Annotated in this window: 15 protein-coding genes; all 15 read left to right on the forward strand. The window is 48.2% G+C overall.

From position 1 onward, the window contains the following. The first annotated feature begins 23 nt into the window (after window positions 1-23). The gene (locus BMZ54_RS23355; RefSeq protein ID WP_089918481.1) at window positions 24-1,196 is read left to right on the forward strand and encodes an iron-containing alcohol dehydrogenase; all 1,173 of its coding nucleotides are present in this window, start codon (window positions 24-26) and stop codon (window positions 1,194-1,196) included. Next, entirely contained in the window at window positions 1,193-2,119 is a 927-nt protein-coding gene (locus BMZ54_RS23360) for a dihydrodipicolinate synthase family protein (protein ID WP_089917996.1), read from the forward strand. The genes BMZ54_RS23355 and BMZ54_RS23360 overlap by 4 nt, the downstream gene beginning before the upstream one ends. 2 nt (window positions 2,120-2,121) lie before the next feature. Further along, window positions 2,122-3,162 carry a 4-hydroxythreonine-4-phosphate dehydrogenase PdxA gene (gene pdxA / locus BMZ54_RS23365; RefSeq protein ID WP_202909337.1) on the forward strand — a complete coding sequence of 347 codons (1,041 nt, stop codon included), beginning with the start codon at window positions 2,122-2,124 and terminating at the stop codon, window positions 3,160-3,162. Next, window positions 3,159-4,313, forward strand: a complete 1,155-nt coding sequence (locus tag BMZ54_RS23370) for a four-carbon acid sugar kinase family protein (protein WP_089917998.1) — start codon at window positions 3,159-3,161, stop codon at window positions 4,311-4,313. Before pdxA ends, BMZ54_RS23370 begins: the two co-directional genes overlap by 4 nt. Window positions 4,314-4,326: 13 nt before the next feature. Further along, window positions 4,327-5,904 carry a sodium:solute symporter family protein gene (locus BMZ54_RS23375; RefSeq protein ID WP_089917999.1) on the forward strand — a complete coding sequence of 526 codons (1,578 nt, stop codon included), beginning with the start codon at window positions 4,327-4,329 and terminating at the stop codon, window positions 5,902-5,904. A gap of 223 nt (window positions 5,905-6,127) precedes the next feature. After that, window positions 6,128-9,118 (forward strand): SusC/RagA family TonB-linked outer membrane protein, encoded by a 2,991-nt coding sequence (locus BMZ54_RS23380; RefSeq protein WP_238386660.1) that lies wholly within the window; start codon window positions 6,128-6,130, stop codon window positions 9,116-9,118. 19 nt (window positions 9,119-9,137) lie between these two features. Continuing rightward, window positions 9,138-10,844: a RagB/SusD family nutrient uptake outer membrane protein gene (locus BMZ54_RS23385; RefSeq protein ID WP_238386661.1), complete on the forward strand. Its 1,707-nt coding sequence runs from the start codon at window positions 9,138-9,140 to the stop codon at window positions 10,842-10,844. 22 nt (window positions 10,845-10,866) lie between these two features. After that, on the forward strand, window positions 10,867-12,489 hold the full coding sequence (locus BMZ54_RS23390) for a pectate lyase family protein (protein ID WP_089918487.1): 1,623 nt from the start codon (window positions 10,867-10,869) through the stop codon (window positions 12,487-12,489). A gap of 403 nt (window positions 12,490-12,892) precedes the next feature. Continuing rightward, window positions 12,893-13,762 (forward strand): STAS domain-containing protein, encoded by an 870-nt coding sequence (locus BMZ54_RS23395; RefSeq protein WP_089918001.1) that lies wholly within the window; start codon window positions 12,893-12,895, stop codon window positions 13,760-13,762. 30 nt (window positions 13,763-13,792) lie between these two features. Further along, on the forward strand, window positions 13,793-14,176 hold the full coding sequence (locus tag BMZ54_RS23400) for an STAS domain-containing protein (protein WP_394332722.1): 384 nt from the start codon (window positions 13,793-13,795) through the stop codon (window positions 14,174-14,176). 7 nt (window positions 14,177-14,183) lie between these two features. Next, window positions 14,184-14,570 (forward strand): anti-sigma regulatory factor, encoded by a 387-nt coding sequence (locus BMZ54_RS23405; RefSeq protein WP_238386663.1) that lies wholly within the window; start codon window positions 14,184-14,186, stop codon window positions 14,568-14,570. After that, window positions 14,563-15,579 (forward strand): ATP-binding protein, encoded by a 1,017-nt coding sequence (locus tag BMZ54_RS23410; protein ID WP_089918006.1) that lies wholly within the window; start codon window positions 14,563-14,565, stop codon window positions 15,577-15,579. The genes BMZ54_RS23405 and BMZ54_RS23410 overlap by 8 nt, the downstream gene beginning before the upstream one ends. After that, complete coding sequence (locus BMZ54_RS23415; protein ID WP_238386664.1) at window positions 15,580-17,211, forward strand: ATP-binding protein; 1,632 nt, start codon at window positions 15,580-15,582, stop codon at window positions 17,209-17,211. A 25-nt stretch (window positions 17,212-17,236) separates the two neighbouring features. After that, window positions 17,237-17,668, forward strand: a complete 432-nt coding sequence (locus BMZ54_RS23420; RefSeq protein ID WP_089918008.1) for a response regulator — start codon at window positions 17,237-17,239, stop codon at window positions 17,666-17,668. Between the two features lie 144 nt (window positions 17,669-17,812). After that, the gene (locus BMZ54_RS23425) at window positions 17,813-20,041 is read left to right on the forward strand and encodes a GH92 family glycosyl hydrolase (protein WP_202909338.1); all 2,229 of its coding nucleotides are present in this window, start codon (window positions 17,813-17,815) and stop codon (window positions 20,039-20,041) included. Window positions 20,042-20,104 lie beyond the last annotated feature (63 nt).

A 20,104-nucleotide genomic window follows, 5' to 3' on the forward strand; every position in this document is an offset into this window, starting at 1 on the left:
AAAAATGTAAACGTTTACATAAAATGAAAAACCAGAGCATGCAAAGTGTAACGATCATAAATCCTAATAAGCTGGTATTTGGGGAGAACAGCTTTGCGCAGTTTATCACAGACTACACCGCGCTGGGATTGCAGCGCTTATACCTTGTGACCATACCTCCGGTAGCTGCGCAAATAGCAGACGGTCTGCATACCCTGCAGCAGCAGGGTGTAGCCATACAGGTGAATGACCGCATTGCAGGAGAACCCTCCTTTAATGATTTTGAAAAGCTGCTGGCAGAAGCAAGATCTTTTGGGGCCGATAGTATAGTTGGTATTGGCGGTGGCAGCGTGCTGGATGTAGCCAAACTAATAGCTGCTCAAATTAAGAACACACAAACGACGGCGGAGGTAATTGGCATCCGTAACCTGAAAGAGCGCAAAACTTACCTGGCCTGCATTCCCACTACTTCCGGCACCGGCAGTGAGGTATCGCCCAATGCATTGTTTATAGATGATAGCGGCGCTAAGGTGGGCGTGATAAGCCCTTTCCTGGTGCCGGATGCCGCGTATATTGATCCTGCGCTGACGCTGAGTGTACCGGCCTCCATTACAGCCTCCACCGGCATTGATGCGTTAACGCATTGCCTGGAAGCATACACGAATAATTTTGCGCATCCTGTTATAGACCTTATTGCGCTGGAAGGGGTACGGCTGATCGCCCGCTACCTGAAACGTGCGTGTGACAACGGGCAGGATCTGGAAGCGCGTGCGCAGGTAGCATTGGGGAGCATGTACGGCGGCATGTGCTTAGGCCCGGTAAATACGGCGGCCGTGCATGCGCTGTCTTACCCGCTGGGTGTATCATACCACGTGCCGCATGGTTTGTCCATTGCATTGCTGCTGCCTTATGTTATGGAGTTTAATTTGCCGGCCGCGCCGGAACGGCATGCACAGATTGGCCTTGCATTGGGCGCTGCACCAGGCCAGTCTGATATGGCTACCGCCCGCCAGGGCATTGACCTGATCAAAAAGCTGATCAGCGATTGCGGCCTGCCTGCTTCCCTGGAAGAGCTGAACATTCCTTTTGACAGTATTGATAAGATGGCGGAAGATGTCCTGAAGATCCAGCGGCTATTGAAGAACAACCTGCGGCCCGTTACCCAACAGGATGCGGTTAACATTTACCGGGCCGCTTTTAATAAAGTAGTAGCATGAAAAGCGAAAAGAAATATAGCGGGGTAGTGGTGCCTATGATGACACCCTTTACGACGCAGCATACCATTGATGAAGCAGCCGTACAAAAGCTGGTGGATCATTTAATAACCGGGAAAACACATCCCTTTATTTTAGGTACTACCGGGGAAGCAGCTTCTATTTCACGTCACCAAAGAGCAACGCTGGTCACGGCTGCTGTTAAAGCTAACAGCGGCCGTGCGCTGGTGTATGCCGGCCTGTCGGGAAACAGCCTGCAGGATGCGGTGGAGGAAGGTAAAGCCTATCACGGCCTGGGCGCAGATGTGCTGGTGAGCACTATGCCATCCTACTACCCGGTGGCGCCGGAGCAAATGCTGCGCTACTTTACCGCGCTGGCAGATGCGTTGCCATGCGCCTTAGTACTGTATAACATTCCGGCCACCACACATTTGTCTATTCCGCTGGAGGTGGTGGAGCAATTAAGTGCGCATCCCAACATTGTTGGATTTAAAGATTCTGAAAAAGGCGTGGAGCGTATTAGCACGGCTACTGCTTTATGGAAGGACCGTGAAGATTTTTCCTATTTACTGGGCTGGGCCCTGCAATCCCGCTCAGCCCTGGAACAAGGTGCAGATGGTATTGTGCCCAGTAGTGGTAACCTGGCGCCGGCTGTATACCGCAAAATATATGACAGCGTACGTGCAGGCGATACCGTAGCCGCTGCACAGGCACAGCAAAAAGCAGATCAGATCTCTGAAATGTACCAGAAAGACAGGATCCTGAGTCAGTCGCTGGCCGCCTTTAAGGCCATGCTGGCCGCTTATGAGCTCTGCTGGCCGGAGGTGCTGCCACCGCTGTACCGCCTGCCTGCCGCCGAAGAACAAAAGCTGATGCAGGAAGTGCGCACTGTATTTGGTGATTTAAATAACATTAACAGGATTTAATAATGACTGATCAGAAACCAATAATAGGAATTACCATGGGCGACCCGGCCAGCATTGGGCCGGAGATTGCAGTGAAAGCGCTGTTGAATGAGCACATACACGCCATTTGCCGCCCGCTGCTGGTGGGCGATGCGGCTGTGTTCCGCGATATTATTACCCGCCTGGGCTTACCCGCTGCGGTAAACGCTATTCAGCATGCAGCGGAAGCAAAATTCCGGTTACAGCAAATAGATGTGATTGACCTGCAGAATGTGGATATGGCAGTGCTGGAGTTCGGGAAAGTATCTGCTATGGCAGGCAATGCCGCTTTTGAAGCAGTGAAAAAAGTAATTGATATGGCCATGGCAGGGGAAATAGCAGCCACGGTCACCGGTCCTATTAATAAAAAATCCATTAACGAAGCAGGCCATCACTTTGCCGGGCATACGGAAATATATGCACATTTCACCGGCACTAAAAAATACGCCATGCTGCTGGTGGAGGAGCATCTGAAGGTGATCCACGTATCCACCCACGTATCCCTGCGGCAGGCCTGCGACCTGGTAAAGAAAGACCGCATACTGGAAGTAACGGAGCTGCTGCGCAATGGTTTAATACAGCTGAATGAAACGAATTTAAAAATAGGTATTGCCGGTTTAAACCCGCATGCAGGGGATGCCGGTTTGTTTGGTACGGAGGATGAGATGGAAATATTACCTGCCGTGGAAGAAGCCCGCCGCCTGGGTTACGAGGTAGACGGCCCTGTGCCGCCGGATACTTTATTTGCTAAAGCAGCTACCGGTTATTACGGCGGTATTGTAGCCATGTATCATGACCAGGGGCATATTCCATTCAAACTCTCCGGCTTTAAATGGAATGCGGAAAAACAACAGATGGATAGCGTGAAAGGCGTGAACATCACCATGGGCCTGCCCATTGTACGCACCTCTGTAGACCATGGCACTGCATTTGAAATTGCCGGCAAAGGCATTGCCAGCGCAGACGCTATGTTACTGGCCATTGAATCTGCTGTACAGTTATCTAAAAACAGGCAGCCCTTATGATGGTAGTAATTGCAGATGACCTGACCGGTGCAGCAGAAATAGGCGGGCTGGCATTGAAGTACGGTTTAATGGCGGAGATCACCACCACGGTGAACCTGCATACCAATGCAGACCTGCTGATCATTGACACCGATACCCGATCCCTGTCCAAAACCGCTGCCAAAGCAGTGATAACGGAAATATGTGCGGGACTGAAAGCATTGCAGCCCACACTGCTGTTTAAAAAAATAGATTCTGTATTACGCGGTCATGTATTGGCGGAAATACAGCTGCAGCAGGAATTATTGCAGCTGCCCAAAGCTTTGATAGTACCGGCTAACCCGGGATTGGGCAGAACCGTAGTGAATAGCACTTATTTACTGAATGGCCGTCCCCTGCACCAGAGCAGCTTTTCGCAGGATCCGGAATTTCCGGTATACAGCTCCGGCATAACGGAGCTGCTGCAGGCAAAGGACGGCGATATACAGGTGCTGCCACACCATGCGCCACAGCCGGAGACCGGCATTGTGGTAGCGGAAGTGGAGAGCAGCACCGACCTGGTTGCATGGAGTAAAAAGCTGGATGCGGGTACACTGGTAGCCGGCGCAGCAGAATTTTTTGCCACTATTTTAGAAGCAAGGAATATGCGCCCCGTGATCATGGAAAAAAGCAGCGCTACCCTGCAGCCGCCTGCGTTGATGATCTGCGGCAGCGCATTTCATAAAAGCCGTGCATTTGTGAAGAAAATAGAGCAGGATGGATTTCCCGTAAGCTACATGCCCGCTGTGCTGGATACTACGGGAGATGCGCAATTATTTCAGCATTGGATGGAAGACACATTGCAACAGCTGAAACAGGAAGGGAAAGTGAGCATAGCCGTACATCCGCAAATGGAGGATGACAGAGCGCATGCACTGAACATACGGAACAAGATGGCGGAAGCAGCAGCCTTTATTGCCGGCCAGGCCACGCTGCATGAAATACTGATAGAAGGCGGCTCCACCGCTGCTGCCGTAATGCGTAAGCTGGGTATTGACAGATTATACCCCACTATGGCGCTGGCGCCGGGGGTAACGCGTATGCGTGTACAGGGTAACGAAGAATTGCATCTCACGTTAAAACCAGGCAGCTACGAATGGCCGCCATTAGATCTTTTTCCACTCATGCAATAAGCAATGCCACATTATGAATACATCATTGCATATAATAGACCACGTCATCATTATTCTTTTGCTGGTAACTACTATTTCCTTTGGATTTGTATTTGCCAGGAAACAGAAAACCAGCCAGAATTATTTTTTAGCCAAAGGTAAAATTCCGGCCTGGGCGCTGGGCATGTCGCTGCTGGCTACCCTTATCAGCAGCGTAACTTTCCTGGCTTACCCCGGTACGGGTTATTCCTCCAACTGGATCTTACTGGTACAGGGTCTGATGGTACCCATTGTATTAATATGCGTGATCTGGTTCATAGTGCCGCTGTACCGCAGGGTAATACGGTTAAGCACTTACGAATATTTTGAAAAACGCTTTGGCCCCTTTGCCCGGTATTACAGCTCCCTGGCCTTTGTGCTGCGGCAGTTCTCAGGTATGGGCACCGTATTCTTTTTACTGGCGCTTGCGCTGCACAGCATTACAGGTGGTAATACTATAACGATCATACTGATAGTTGGTTTGATCATTATTGCGGTAAATCTGCTGGGCGGTATAGAAGCCGTAATATGGCTGGATGTATTCCAGGGGTTTATGCTCTTTGCCACCGGCATCATCTGCATCAGTGTGTTACTGTTTTCCGTGAAAGGTGGTTTGCCGGAAGTATGGAGGGTAGCATCCGCCAATCACCGCACCGGTTTTGGCCCTTACGATGCCAGCCTTTCCCGGCTTACGTTCTGGGTAATGGCTATTAACGGCGCATTCTACGCCATTCAGAAATATGGTACAGATCAAACGGTAGTGCAGCGTTATTTAACTGCACGTACTGATAAGGCTGCCATCAAAGCATCTTTAATGGGCATACTGCTTACTGTGCCGGTATGGACCTTATTTATGTTCATTGGCACCGCGCTGTTTGTGTTCTACACCCAGCAGCCCCTGCCCGCCGGTATGCAGCCGGATGGCGTGTTCCCTTATTTTATTGTAACACAATTGCCGGCAGGTGTGGTAGGCATTATTATCGCCGCCATGATCTCTGCCGCTATCTGCAGCCTGAGCGCCGACCTTAATTCCCTGGCCGCTGTAGGTGTGGAGGACTATTATAAAAAGATCCGGCCCAACCGCGCTGATAAGGAATACCTGAAAGCCGGCAGGTGGCTGGTGGTAATATCCGGCTTACTGTCTATACTCATTGCTATGTTTTACATCAGCGCAGGCGATGAGGGTGTACTAGGAATTATTTTCACCCTCTATGCTATTTTTTCCGGCGGCATTGTAGGCATTTTTCTGTTAGGGCTGTTAAGCGCAAGGGCCAATAACCAGGGCATTACCATTGCCATTATTGTGTGCATATTATTTACCGCGTATGCTTTTCTTACTTCCACGGCCATTGGTTTAGGGGATCATAAAACGCTGCTGCTGGACCTGGGTAAATACAATTTTACCCATCATAAATTAATGCTGGGTGTATACAGCCATTTAATAGTAATTGGGGTAGGGTATGTGGCCAGCCTGTTCTTTCCCAAACCCAATATTGATAAGAGCCTGTTATACAGCGGCTGGAAAGAGATCAGGCGCGCTGAAAAGCAGGAACAGACCGGAATAGAAATATAACACTAAAGGAGATAGCCGCCTATGCGGCATATAGCCCTGTAAACATGCATTAGCAGGGGAGGGATTGTTTTATCGCATGTTCAAATAACGGAAACCACGTCAGGTAACCTATGCAACTACAGCTTATGATCTATTTGCCATACTGGGAACTTTTCTGGGGCGCAGCACAACAAACAGCTACCAGTGTATTTATGCTTAACCATTCTAAAACAAATACTGCGTTATGAAAAATAAAACCACGTTAGTATACTTATTCATTGTATTGCTGCTAGGCAGTTACGCTCATGTAATGGCCCAGCAAAGAACAGTAACCGGTAAGATCATTGACCAGGCTACCAAACAGCCGTTGCCCGGCGCCACGGTAAATATAAAAGGTACCTCGCAGGGCGCTGCCGCCAATGCCAGTGGCGTATTTTCCATCCCGGTACCGGGTGATAATGCCGTGCTGGTGGTAACCTATATAGGTTATGGCACACAGGAGATCGCGGTTGGTAAACAAACAGAGCTGAACATTGCATTAAGCAATGCCATCTCCAACGTAAATGAGATAGTGGTGATCGGTTACGGTCAGGTGAAAAAGCGTGACCTTACCGGTGCCGTTGTATCCATCAAGGGCGATGAAACGGTGAAGGTGCCCGCCTCCAATACCATTGAGGCCTTGCAGGGTAAAATTCCCGGTGCAGATATTTACCGTGACAATGGTTATGCAGGCGGCCAGTCGAATATACGTATACGCGGTACCCGCTCTATCGGTAACCCTGCCAGCTCAAACAATGTGTTATATATTGTAGATGGTGTACAGGGCGTAAGCATGTCGGACATTGACCCGAACGATATACAATCGGTAGATGTGCTGAAAGACGCTTCCTCCACCGCCATATACGGTTCGCGCGGCGCAAACGGCGTTATCATCATCACTACCAAAAGAGGCACCACCGGTAAGCCAAAACTAACCTTCAGCAGCTATGCCGGCGTTTCAGACGTATCTAAGTATGGACGCATGCAAAGCGGGCCTGAGTATGTTGCGTTTAAGCGCGAAGCTTACCGCGCTGCCGGTACCTGGAACAGTGTTGCAGATGATCCGCTGATCTTTAACCAGAAAGAGCTGAACGCCATCCGGAACCAGCAGTATATTAATTATCCCGATCTGATATTACACCATGGTACCCAGCAGAACTACCAGGTAGGGGTGTCGGGCGGTACGGATAAAACAAAGATCTATTTCTCCGCCGGCTACTATCGTGAAAAGGGCATTTTAGCGGGCGATGACTATAAACGTTATACCGCACGTTTTAACCTGGATCAAACGATTAACAGCTGGTTAAAAGTGGGTATCAGCAGCCAGTATGCGAATATTAATAATAATATACGCCGCGATCCTTTCAATGCCGCATCCAAAGCCATTCCCCTGGGCCTGCCTTATGACTCTGCCGGTAATGTGGTTATGTACACGGTAGACCGTTTGCAGATCAATCCCCTGGTAGATGAGCAGCCCGGCTCTTGGGCCGCCAATACAAAAACCAACCGTTTTTCAGGCGCTGCCTATGCAGATATAACACCGTTGAAAGGCCTGGATATCCGGTCCACTTTTTCTACCACGCAATGGAGCTCCGTAGCCGGGCAGTTTTATGGAAAGAATTCCATTAACGGCAATGGCGCCAATTCACAGGCTTCTGTTACCAATACGCAAAGCAATTTTATAAGCTGGGAAAACATCATCACCTATAACAGGGAAATACAGGATCACGCCTTTACAGTTACAGGCGTAACCAGTTATATACAAAACATTGGTACCGGCAGCTATGCGTTTGCAAAGAACCAAACCTTTCCTTCACAGCTATGGTATAACCTGGCTGGCGCAACACAGTCGCCCGGTTATGGCAGTAACTACAACAAGTATGCATTATTATCATTTACCGGCCGCATTAACTATAGCTACCAGGGCAGGTACCTGTTAACGCTCACCGGCCGTAGCGATGGATCTTCCAAGCTGGGGCCCGGTAACAAATGGGCTTTCTTCCCATCGGTAGCCGGCGCATGGCGTGTGAGTGACGAGAACTTTATGAAAAAGCAGCACCTGTTCAGCGAGCTGAAATTAAGGGTAGGCTACGGTATTTCCGGTAACGACGTAATTGCGCCTTACGCTACGCAAAATACTTTAACGCAGATCAAGTTCTCTTACGACGATACCAACCTGGCCCCAGCCTATACCATCAATCCCAGTATTGGTAACAGCGATCTGAAATGGGAGCTGACCGCAACCACCAATATAGGCGTTGACTTTAGCTTGCTGAAAGACCGTATCAGCGGTACGGTTGACTATTACGATGCACGCACCTATAACCTGATCTTCCCCTACACCATGCCAAGCAGCACAGGGGTATCCACCATCAGCCGTAACATAGGTAAGACCAGCAACCGGGGCGTGGAAGTAAGCTTAACCACCAATAATATTGTGAGCCGTAACTTCCACTGGACCTCCACGATCTCCTATGCACACAATAAAGAAAAAATTACAGAGCTGCCCAACGGCAATGTAATTGATAACGACTATCGCAAATCGCTGATCCTGGGGCAGTCGCCCACCATTTATTATGACTACAAGAAACTGGGTGTCTGGCAAACCAGTGAAGCCGCGCAGGCCGCCCAGTATGATGCATTACCCGGCGATATTAAGCTGGCAGACATTTCAGGGCCGGATGGTAAACCGGATGGGAAGATCACCGCAGCCGACCGTACCATTATAGGTACCCGCGTACCCAAATGGACCGGCGGTTTTAATAACAATTTTACCTACGGAAATTTTGACCTGAACATTTTATTCATTGCCCGTGTAGGGCAGTGGATGAGCTCTGACTATTATGCCAAATATGTGCGCAACGGTTCACAGAACGGATCGGCAGTAGACTACTGGACACCGGAAAATCCCACTAACGCTTATCCGCGTCCGAATGCCACCCGCAGCTCATCAAACATCACCACTTTAACAGAGTATGAGAACTCCTACGTAAAGCTGCGCAACGTTACACTGGGTTACAACGTGCCTAAATCATTCATCAGCAGGGCAAAGATCGAGCATGTAAGGATCTATGTATCCGGCAAAAACCTGTGGTTCTATTCCAGTAACAACAAAGACTTTGATCCGGAAAGTGAAGGGATCATTGACCAGCCTTTGAGCAAGCTGTTTGTGGCTGGTTTGAATGTTACATTTTAATCATTAAAATCTGAAGAAAATGATGAAGCTGCATATAAACAAGATGGTACTGCTGTTAATGGCAACATGCACTATAACAGCCTGCACTAAAAAGCTGGATGAATATAACCCGGGTGGCGCCACGGTAGAAAGCCTGTTCAATACCCCGGAAGGTTTTGAGTCGGCCGTTACTGCTACGTATACCTATAACCGTAGCCTGTTCGGTAAAGAAGAAGGTTACGCATTGCTGGAAGCCGGCACCGATATATGGACCAATGCTGCTTTTAATGGCAATACGGGCATTAACGGTATTTTCCCCAACACACCGCTTACCACCTACCAGGGGCTTATTTCCGATAACCTGTGGGTAAATACCAATCTGTGGGTGCCCTGTTACGCGGCGATTAATTTATGTAATACCGGCTTAAAACATATTAATGACGCCGGTTTGGCCGATACCCGTAAACTGGTGCTGGAAGGGGAGCTGCGTTGTATGCGGGCCTGGTATTATTACCTGCTGGCAGAAGCATTTGGCCCGGTGAATTTTACGCTGGAACCTACAGAGGGAATGCTTACAACCGCCAACCGCACCCCGGTTGAAAAGATATATGAGCAGATCTTTGCCGACCTGCAGTTTGCAATAGATCATCTGCCATCCACCGCTGCTGATTACGGCCGCGCCACCAAACCGGTAGCAGAAGCGTTAATGGCCCGTATAAACCTTACCCGTGGCAATAACCAGGCAGCCAGTAATTACGCGAACAACGTAATTAAAAATTACAAATTTTCACTGCTGCCTAATTATGCCGATCTGTGGAAGATGGAAAATGAAAAGAATGTAGAAGTGGTATGGGGCCTTAACTACTCCAAAAACCTGGAGGTGAATGCAGGCAGCAATGTAGGGCACAGCATGTTTGTAATGAATTATATAGACCAGCCAGGCATGCAGCCGGATGTGCCCAATGAAGTGGCCAATGTGCGCTGGATGCCCACACAGTTCCTGCTGGATCTTTTTGACGAAACATCTGATGCCCGTTTCAGCGCCTCTTTCAAACAGGCCTGGATCTCCAACAACAGCAAAACACTACCTAAGTGGACTACTGCTGATGCCGCACAAAACCCGGCACTGGCCCCCTTAGTTGGTCAAAATAAATTTGAGGTGGGCGATACCGCCGTATTTGTAAGCAAATACCCGGTTGACAATTTCCAGCAGAAATACAGTACCCGTTACCGTTATACCACTTATGACCGGGATGATATCTATGATGCAAATGGCAAACCTAAGGACCGCTTCCACTACATCACCCTGCAAAAGTTTGCAGACCCTACCCGTGGATCGGCTACGGAGCCGCAAAGTTCCCGCGATGCATTTTTGATACGCCTGGCCGAAATGTATCTGGTAGTGGCCGAAGCGCAAATGAAGCTGGGTAAGCTGGATTCTGCCGCCCTGTACATCAATAACCTGCGCAAACGGGCCATTATTCCGGGAAAGGAAGCAGCTATGGAAGTGAAGCCGGCTGCCATTAATATAGATTTTATACTGGATGAACGTGCACGTGAGCTTGCCGGCGAGCAGCTGCGCTGGTTTGACCTGAAGCGTACCGGCAAGCTGCTGGAGCGCGTTACATCGCATAACCCGGATGCCGCTGCCTACATAAAATCTTATCACACGCTGCGCCCCATACCACAGGCCCAGCTGGATGCAGTTACCAATAAAAGCGAGTTTAAACAGAACGATGGTTATTAACGCACAATAATATATGCCTGATATGAAGACGCTCTTTTTTCAACTGTTCACTGTAATCGGTATGAGCGGCATTGCCTGCACGGCATACGCACAGTACCCGGTGATCCCTAAATCTATGGAAGATTCGGCCGATGCCGTAATGGCGCAATACAAAAAGCAATCGGACATAGCTTTTACCAAAGTAATGCCCATTATTGAAGCAGAAGCAAAAAAAGGGAAACCCTATATACCCTGGGCGCAAAAACCGGAAGACCTGCCACAGGCTAAGATCCCCGCTTTCCCCGGTGCAGAAGGCGGCGGCGCTTACACTTTTGGCGGACGTGGAGGTAAGGTATGCGTAGTTACCAGCCTGGCAGATAGTGGCCCCGGCACATTCCGCGACGCCTGTGAACAGGGAGGCGCCCGCATAGTGGTATTTAATGTAGCCGGTATTATTCATTTGAAAAGTCCTGTCAGTATACGTGCGCCGTACATCACCATTGCAGGGCAAACAGCGCCCGGCGATGGGGTGTGCGTAGCCGGTGAATCCGTATGGATCGATACGCATGATGTGGTGATCCGTTACATGCGCTTTCGCCGTGGCGCCACCGAGGTAACCCGCCGTGATGATGCGCTGGGCGGCAATGGTGTGGGCAATATTATGATAGACCATGTATCTGCCAGCTGGGGGCTGGATGAAAATATGTCCATGTACCGGCACGTATATGACAAAGGCGATGGCTCCAAACCGGAGAAGCTGCCCACGGTAAATATTACCATCCAGAACTCCATTTTTTCGGAAGCCCTGGACGTTTATAACCATGCCTTTGGCAGCACCATTGGCGGCTTAAACAGCACCTTTATGCGCAACATGTGGTGCAGCAATATTAGCCGCAACCCTTCCATAGGTATGTATGGCGACTTTGGTTTTGTGAACAACGTGGTGTTTAACTGGTGGAACCGCAGCGCAGATGGCGGCGATCATCGTTCAAAATTTAATTTCATTAATAACTACTTTAAACCCGGCCCTATAACACCGCTGGATAAACCGATCGGCCACCGCATTTTAAAGCCGGAAGGCAACCGGGATAGAACAGATGCCAACCATTACGGCCAGGCCTATGTGGCCGGTAATATTATGGAAGGTAATGAGGTGGTAACAAAGGATAACTGGGCCGGTGGTGTGCAGATCGGGGAAATGCCGGATGCCGGTGAGTATACAAAAGCCATTCGGGTAAATGAGCCTTTCCCCATTGCTAAATTTCCTGTTATGACCGCAAAGGAAGCTTATGTTTATGTGCCGGCACACGCCGGTGCTACCTTACCTAAAAGGGACGCAGTAGATAAACGTATAGCCGAACAGGTGAGGACCGGTAAGATCTTGTATACCGGTGGCGGCCCCAACACTGCCAGTAAATTTATTAAACGCCGCCTGCCGGCAGATTCCTACAAGCTGGGTATTATCACGCATCCCGATCAGGTAGGCGGTTATCCGGAATACAAAGGCACGCGGTATAAAGATGCGGATAATGATGGTATGCCGGATAGCTGGGAAATACAGCATCACCTGGATCCAAAAGATGCAAAGGATGCGGTAACAGACCGTGACCATGATGGCTATACGAATATTGAGGAGTTCCTGAATAGTGTGGTAACCGGTAAATAAAAGAGCTGTTCCTGCGGGTGCAGGTAGCCAATCGTTTTTCAATGATCATGATAGTATCTTTATACTATCATGATTTGTTTTACACCGTTCTCATCAATAAAATAAACCGTTTTTATTTTAAGCGCGCTTTGCAAATACTACAAATTTTCCTGACATTCGTTGCTACGTAGCACAAGGTTCCGTGTCAGTTCTACAACAGTTTACATCATGCTTTTCGGCTTCATAGTATTATAAATATTTATTAATACTATGAATTGCTTTGTTTGTTTATGTCGTGAGCAATTGCACAAAAATCATTACAGGTAGCTTACAGGTCGTCATCAAAATAGGGTTCTGGCTATAAGAGCCCCGTTCCGTTTGTATACCACACTTTATTTATATTAAGCACTTTAATTGATACAACATGAAAATTGATATCTCCAAGGTATTTTTGAAAAAAAAGAAACAGGTCCTGGAACAATGGATGAAGAACCAGCTTGCAGATGAAAGCCTGCGTGAAGATCTGATGAGCAATGAAGAGCTGCGTGCTCAGTCAGAAGAGCTGCTGGAAGCCCTGGTAAGATCATTGAATGATAATAACCTGGAAGATGCCCAATCAGCTGACTTTGAAAATGTAGTGGAAATATTATCCGGTATCTCTATTTCCCGTGCCCGCCAGGGTTTTTCACCGCGGGAAACCGGCGCATATATCTTTAGCCTGAAAGAGGCGCTGTTACAGACCATACAGGAAGAGCTGAAGAGCGATCCGGCACAGCTGTTATCCGTTATGTTTAAGCTGAACAAGCTGATCGATAGTTTTAGTATAACCACTTTTGAAACTTTTATTAAAGGAAGGGAAGAAGTGATCCTGCGCCAGACAGATGAGATCACAGAGATCTCTACACCTGTAATACGCCTGTGGGACGGCATTCTGGCCCTGCCTATTATTGGCACCTTGGACAGCGCCCGTACACAGGTGGTAATGGAAAGCCTGCTGCAGGAAATTGTAGTAACCGGCAGCAGCATTGCTATCCTGGATATATCCGGTGTGCCCGCAGTAGATTCCCTGGTGGCGCAGCATCTTTTAAAAACCATCAGCGCTACCCGTTTAATGGGAGCGGAGTGTATTATCAGCGGCATTCGCCCTGAAATTGCACAAACCGTGGTGCACCTGGGGATTGATCTCTCCAGCATTATTACCAAAGCAACATTGGCCAGCGCCTTAAGATATGCATTTGCTGTGCTGCAGCTGGAAGTAAGGAAATCATCTGTAAAAGAAAAAAACAGTTTATAATTAGATATGGATAGGATACCTGTTCTCCAAATGGGCAAATTCCTGCTTGTGACTATCCAGGTAGATTTGTATGACCGTTTGGCTCTGAATTTAGAAAGTGACCTGGTGCAGATGGTAAGTAAAACCGGAGCAAGGGGCGTGTTGATCGATATATCAGCGTTATCTATTGTGGACTCATTTATGGGACGCATTATTGGTAACATTGGTAATATGAGCAAGATCATGGATGCTGAAACTGTAGTGGTGGGCATGCAGCCTGCAGTGGCCATTACCCTGGTAGAGCTGGGGCTGGAGCTGAAAGGTGTAAGCACGGCATTGAACGTTGTAAAGGGAATGGAATTGTTACATAAGAAAATCGGTTCTTTTGAAGACACCATAGAGGAGGAAGAACACGATGATAGTAGTACTGACTAAAGATTCAATGATCATCCAGAAGGAACAGGATGTAGTGCCATTCCGTAACCGGGTAAAGGAGTATGCCGTTAAGATCGGCATGAGCCTTGTGAACCAGACGAAACTGATAACTGCTGCCTCAGAGTTGGTACGTAATATGCTTAAATACGGCAATGGTGGTAATACCGTAATAGAAGTAGTAAGCAAAGGAAGGGAGAATGGCATCCGTTTATCTTTCATCGATAAAGGACCTGGTATAAAAGATGTGGAGCTGGCTATGAAAGACGGTTATTCCACTGGCCGGAGCTTAGGATTGGGCCTGCCCGGCGCTAAACGCCTGGTCAGTGAATTTGATATCAAGAGTGCTGTAGGTAAGGGTACTACGGTTACCATTATTAAATGGAAAAATGGTTAATGCAGTTCATCTTCGCTTCAAGGCAACCGACAGGAGCTACTTTGCGATACTTAAGAAAGAGATACATGCCCTGGCTGCCGGCGCGGGGTTTACGGCAAAAAAATTAGGAGAGATAGATATTGTGGTGGCAGAGATTGTTTCTAATCTTGCCAAATATGCCACTGATGGAGAGCTATTGGTAAAACTGGTAGAAGAAGATCATCTGCAGGGTATTGAGCTGATCTCCATTGACAGTGGCCCCGGCATGGCGGATGTTCCGAAGATGATGCTGGACGGCCATTCTACATCCAACACATTAGGGCATGGCCTGGGTTCTATAAAACGCCTGACCAACAAATTTCAGATCTATTCTTTAAAAGGATGGGGCACCATTTTGCACTGTGCTATTTTCAATAAAGCATTACCGGCTCTTACCCGGCCTAAAAATATTGAGATCCGCTCCCTGATCGTGCCTAAACCGGGTGAAACTGCATGTGGCGACGGATTTCATTATAAAGAGAGCAAAGAGTATATTAAGCTGTTCCTGGGTGATGGCCTGGGCCATGGGCCGGATGCACAAAAAGCCGTGCAGGCCGCCATTGATGCGTTCAGGATCTGTCCGGATCATAGTCCGCTGGAAAACCTGCGTTTCATACACCGGGAAGTAAAAAAAACAAGAGGGCTGGTAGGTACGGTGGTTGTATTTGACCGGAAGGAAAAGAAATGGTCCATCTGCGGTATTGGCAACATTCTCACCAAGCTGCAAGGTGTTACCTTCTCAAAAAGTTATGTAGCATACAATGGTATCATCGGGTTAAATATCCCGAATACCATGAAGGACCAGGAAGTAGCATATGAAAAAGGGCAGCACCTGATCATGTGCAGCGATGGTATTAAGTCGCGCTGGGACCTGCTTCGCTACCCGAATGTGTTCCGCTATGATCTGGCGGTGATAGTAGCCGCTCTGCTGAAAGATTTTGCGCGTAATAATGATGATATGTCTATTGCTGCCTGTAAAATAAATGTATAAATGATGCTGGACCTGGTAAAAGTTACGCTTAGTAATGAGATGGATCTGATCCTGGCGCACAAGCGGTCCATGAAGCTGGCAGAGCTGGCGGGGCTTTCCCTTTCCGCTCAAACCACTTTTGCTACCGCGGTATCCGAAGTGTCCAGGAATGCTATAGAGCATGGGCAAAATGGTTATCTGGTCTTAAGTGTATCCGGCCAGAAACGGGAAAGGTATATTGTTGCCCGTGTTACAGATGAAGCACATAGTGTACAAACCAACCAGGGCCTGGAATATGCCAAGCGCCTGGTGAATAAATATAGCATTACCACCACCGGTGATGAAACATCCGTGGAGCTTTATTACTCCTTACCGGCCGCAGAAAAAATAGACCACCAGAAGATAGACGACTGGCGGAATATGTTCCGCAATGAGCTGCCTATTTCCCCTTATGAGGAGCTAAAGCGGAAGAATGAGCAGTTGCAGGACCTGTCGCTGAAACTACAGGAAAATGAGAGCCAGTATAAAACATTGACCGATACTTTACCCATCATTATTTTTTCATTGAACCTGCAGGGTGAGCTGATCTATGCCAATGAATGGCTGTGTAACTTTACCGGGCAAACTATTGCACAGCTGAACCAAACCAAATGGAAAGAGGTGGTGCATGAAGCCGACTATGATGCCTTTAGCCTGTTAATGACACATAAGATCAATGCCGGCGCCTCTGCCATTAAAGCTCAGTGCCGCCTGCGGCATGTAAATGAAAAGGAATACCACTGGCACCTGGCCGCTTTATCGCCCCTGAAGGATGATAAAGGGCAGCTGTTGTACTGGATCGGCTACCTGGTAGATATTCATGCGCAAAAAGTGGTGGAGCAAACCCTGGAAAATAACAAGGCGCTGCAAGAGGCGCAAACCCAGTTAAAGGAGAACCAAACCTTGCTGGAAGACAATATTTCTGAGCTGAACCGCAGCAACCAGGAACTGCAGCAGTTTGCCTTTGTTGCCTCCCACGATCTGCAGGAGCCTATCCGGAAGATCAGCTTTTACAGTGATTACTTCCTGAATAAATACGCTGATAAAATAGATGATAAAGGGAAAGACTACCTGAAGGGCATGTTATCCGCCTCGCACCGTATGCGTAACCTGATCCACGACCTGCTGGCTTTTTCCCAGGTAGAAAAGAAACAGGTGGAATACCGGCACATTAACCTGAACCACGTAATACAGGATACCCTGCAGGACCTGGAGATCATGATCCGGGAAAAGGAGGCCAATATTGAGATCTCCGCCCTGCCCTCTATTGATGCAGATGAAAGCATGATCCGCCAGCTGTTTGGCAATATTATCAACAACTCCCTGAAATATTCCAAGAACGATCAGCGGCCGCAGATACAGGTTACCAACCGGTTAAACACCCATTACCTGGAGATCTTTATTAAGGATAATGGAATAGGATTTGATGAAAAGTATCTGCCCAAAATGTTCACGCTTTTTCAACGCCTGCATACCGGGGATAAATATAAAGGCACCGGGTTGGGCTTAGCTATTTGCAGGAAGATCGTTGCTTTGCATAACGGGGCTATCACCGCCTCCGGCAAAGTAAATGAGGGCGCTACCTTTAGGATCACCTTACCACTCAACCAATAAATGCCAATAACTGATAGTATTATCTATGGAAAAAGGATTTCCTAAAATTATGATGGTGGATGATGATGCGGAAGACCGCCAGATCATCAAAGATACCTTTGAAGATCTGGGGTACGGGGCTGTGATCCATTTTGAAGAGAACGGGGAAGAAGCAGTGAAATACCTGCAGCAATGCTTACCCCTGTTACCTTCCCTTATTATCCTGGACCTGAACATGCCTAAAATGAACGGTACGCAAACCCTCCGTTTCTTAAAGGGAAACAGGACCTTTACCGCTATTCCCGTTATTATTTTCTCCACGTCCCTGAATCCTATTGAGCGGGATGAGTGCCTTGCTTTAGGCGCACATTCCTATGTAATAAAACCTATTTCCTATACACAAACGGTAGATGTAGTTAAGCACTTCTATAATTTATGTAATGAGCTAAGCAAGACGGGATCTTCCTCACAGGGTTAACATTTTATATACCTGCCAATAGGGTTTGTGCGTATTTTTACCCGGTAATGAAAAATAATTTTCTGGTTAGTGCAGCTGTTAAGGGCACTGTTAGTGCTATAAATGTTTCTTGCACCCAGTTTTTAGTTAAATGACTTGTTTTCCATGAACATGAAGCAACTGGTATTCCTCTTAGGGGCACAGGTGTGCCTGTATACTGCCATCCATGCGCAGCAAACACCGTTAAACGGCAGCAATCTTGATTATGTAGATCCTACCATTGGAAATGTAGGCCAGCTGCTGGAACCTACCCGCCCTACGGTGCAGCTGCCAAACCAGATGATACGCATGGCGCCTATGCGGAAAGATTTCCTGGATGACCAGCTCTCCGGCTTTCCGCTGAACATTGTTTCTCACCGCATGGGAGAAGTATTTTCCCTGAAGCCGGTGGTGAAACCGGTTACCAAAGAAAGCTGGCGCGCCCGGCTTACCTACGACCAGGAAGTTACCCGGCCCTGGTACTACAGCACCTGGCTGGTAGATGATGAGGTGAAAGTGGAGTTTACGCCTGGCGCCAAAACGGGCATTTACCGGTTCAGCTTCCCGGCTGCCGGCGATAAAGCGCTTTTACTGGGCGTGTATAACGATGGCCCATCGGAGTATAAATTTTTATCTGATAAGGAGCTGACAGGTATAGAAACCTACCACGATGATATTAAGGTATATCTCTATGGCCGGTTCAGCACCGGCGGCGTTACCGGCATATGGGACAATGGGCAGTTGCAGGCAGGCACAGAGAACAGCGGGCAGCATGTAAGATCCGTGATCAGCTTCCCGGCTGCCACCAGAACTGTTGAATTTAAATACGCCATTAGCTATGTAAGCGCAGCGCAGGCTAAAAAGAATTATGAGGAAGAGATCAGCCAGCCCACCTTTGACGCAGTAGCTGCCAATGGTAAAAAGCTATGGGCAGCAGCCATGGGCCAGATAAAGGTAGAAGGCGGCACCACCGCGCAAAAACGATCCTTCTACACCGCATTGTACCGCTGTTATGAAAGAATGGTGAATATTACGGAAGATGGCCAGTATTACAGCGGTTATAATAAGCAGGTGAATAAGGATGCGCGTGACTTTTATGTAGATGACTGGTCATGGGATACTTACCTGGCCCTGCATCCCCTGCGCATGATCATTAATCCTAAGGTGGAGGAAGATATGCTGCAATCTTACGTACGCATGTATGAGCAAAGCGGCTGGATGCCCACCTTCCCGCTATTGTTTGGCGACAATGCCTGTATGAACGGTTTCCATTCTTCCATTGTATTTTTAGATGCTTACCGCAAAGGGCTGCGCAATTTTGATGTGCAAAAAGCGTATGAAGGTATGCGTAAGAACGCCACCAGCGCCACTATGCTGCCCTGGGAGAATGGCGATAAAACCCGCCTGGATGATTTTTATTATGAGCATGGTTACTTCCCGGCCCTGCATCCGGATGAAAAGGAAACAGAACCCAAGGCGCATAGCTTTGAAAAGCGGCAGGCAGTAGCCATTACATTGGGGCATAGCTATGATGACTGGGCTTTGGGCCAGCTGGCTAAAGACCTGAATAAACAGGATGACTACACGCAGTTCTCAAAAAGAGGTATGAACTATAAAAACCTCTGGAACAATGATCGGCAGTTCTTTTTACCTAAAGATGAAAAGGGCAGCTGGATCAATATAGATCCTAAGTTTGACGGTGGTATGGGCGGCCGTGACTATTATGATGAAAATAACGGCTGGACCTATATGTGGCAGGTGCAGCAGGATGTACCGGGCCTGGTGGCTTTAATGGGCGGCAAAAAACCTTTTGAAGACCGGCTGGACCAGCTTTTCCGTGAAGGGCTGGACCGTTCCAAATATGCCTTCTGGGCCAAGTTCCCAGATGCTACCGGTTTGGTTGGCCAGTACTCAATGGGTAATGAGCCCAGCTTTCACATTCCTTACCTGTACAACTTTACGGATGCGCCCTGGAAAACGCAGAAGCATATACGCTTACTGCTGGATGTGTGGTTTAAGGATAACATATTTGGAGTGCCCGGCGATGAAGACGGTGGTGGTATGATGGCCTTTGTGGTATTTTCTTCTATGGGCTTTTACCCGCTCACGCCTGGCTTGCCGCTGTACACTATAGGCAGCCCGGTGTTCAGCAAAGTAACCATTGACCTGCCTAACGGCAAAAAGTTCACGCTCACGGCAAAGAACTGTTCTGTTACCAATAAATATATTCAGCGTGCTACCATGAACGGCAAGGCGCTGAACACGCCCTGGTTTACGCATGATGAGCTCATGAACGGCGGCCAGCTGGTATTGGAAATGGGCCCGGTACCTAATAAAACATGGGGTACGAATTAAATAAGTGTGCCACACCTTTAAGGTTGTAGCACACATAAAAAGCCCCGGCAGATAGAACACCTG

Origin of the sequence: Chitinophaga rupis (assembly GCF_900109685.1) — a bacterium.
Taxonomy (GTDB): domain Bacteria; phylum Bacteroidota; class Bacteroidia; order Chitinophagales; family Chitinophagaceae; genus Chitinophaga; species Chitinophaga rupis.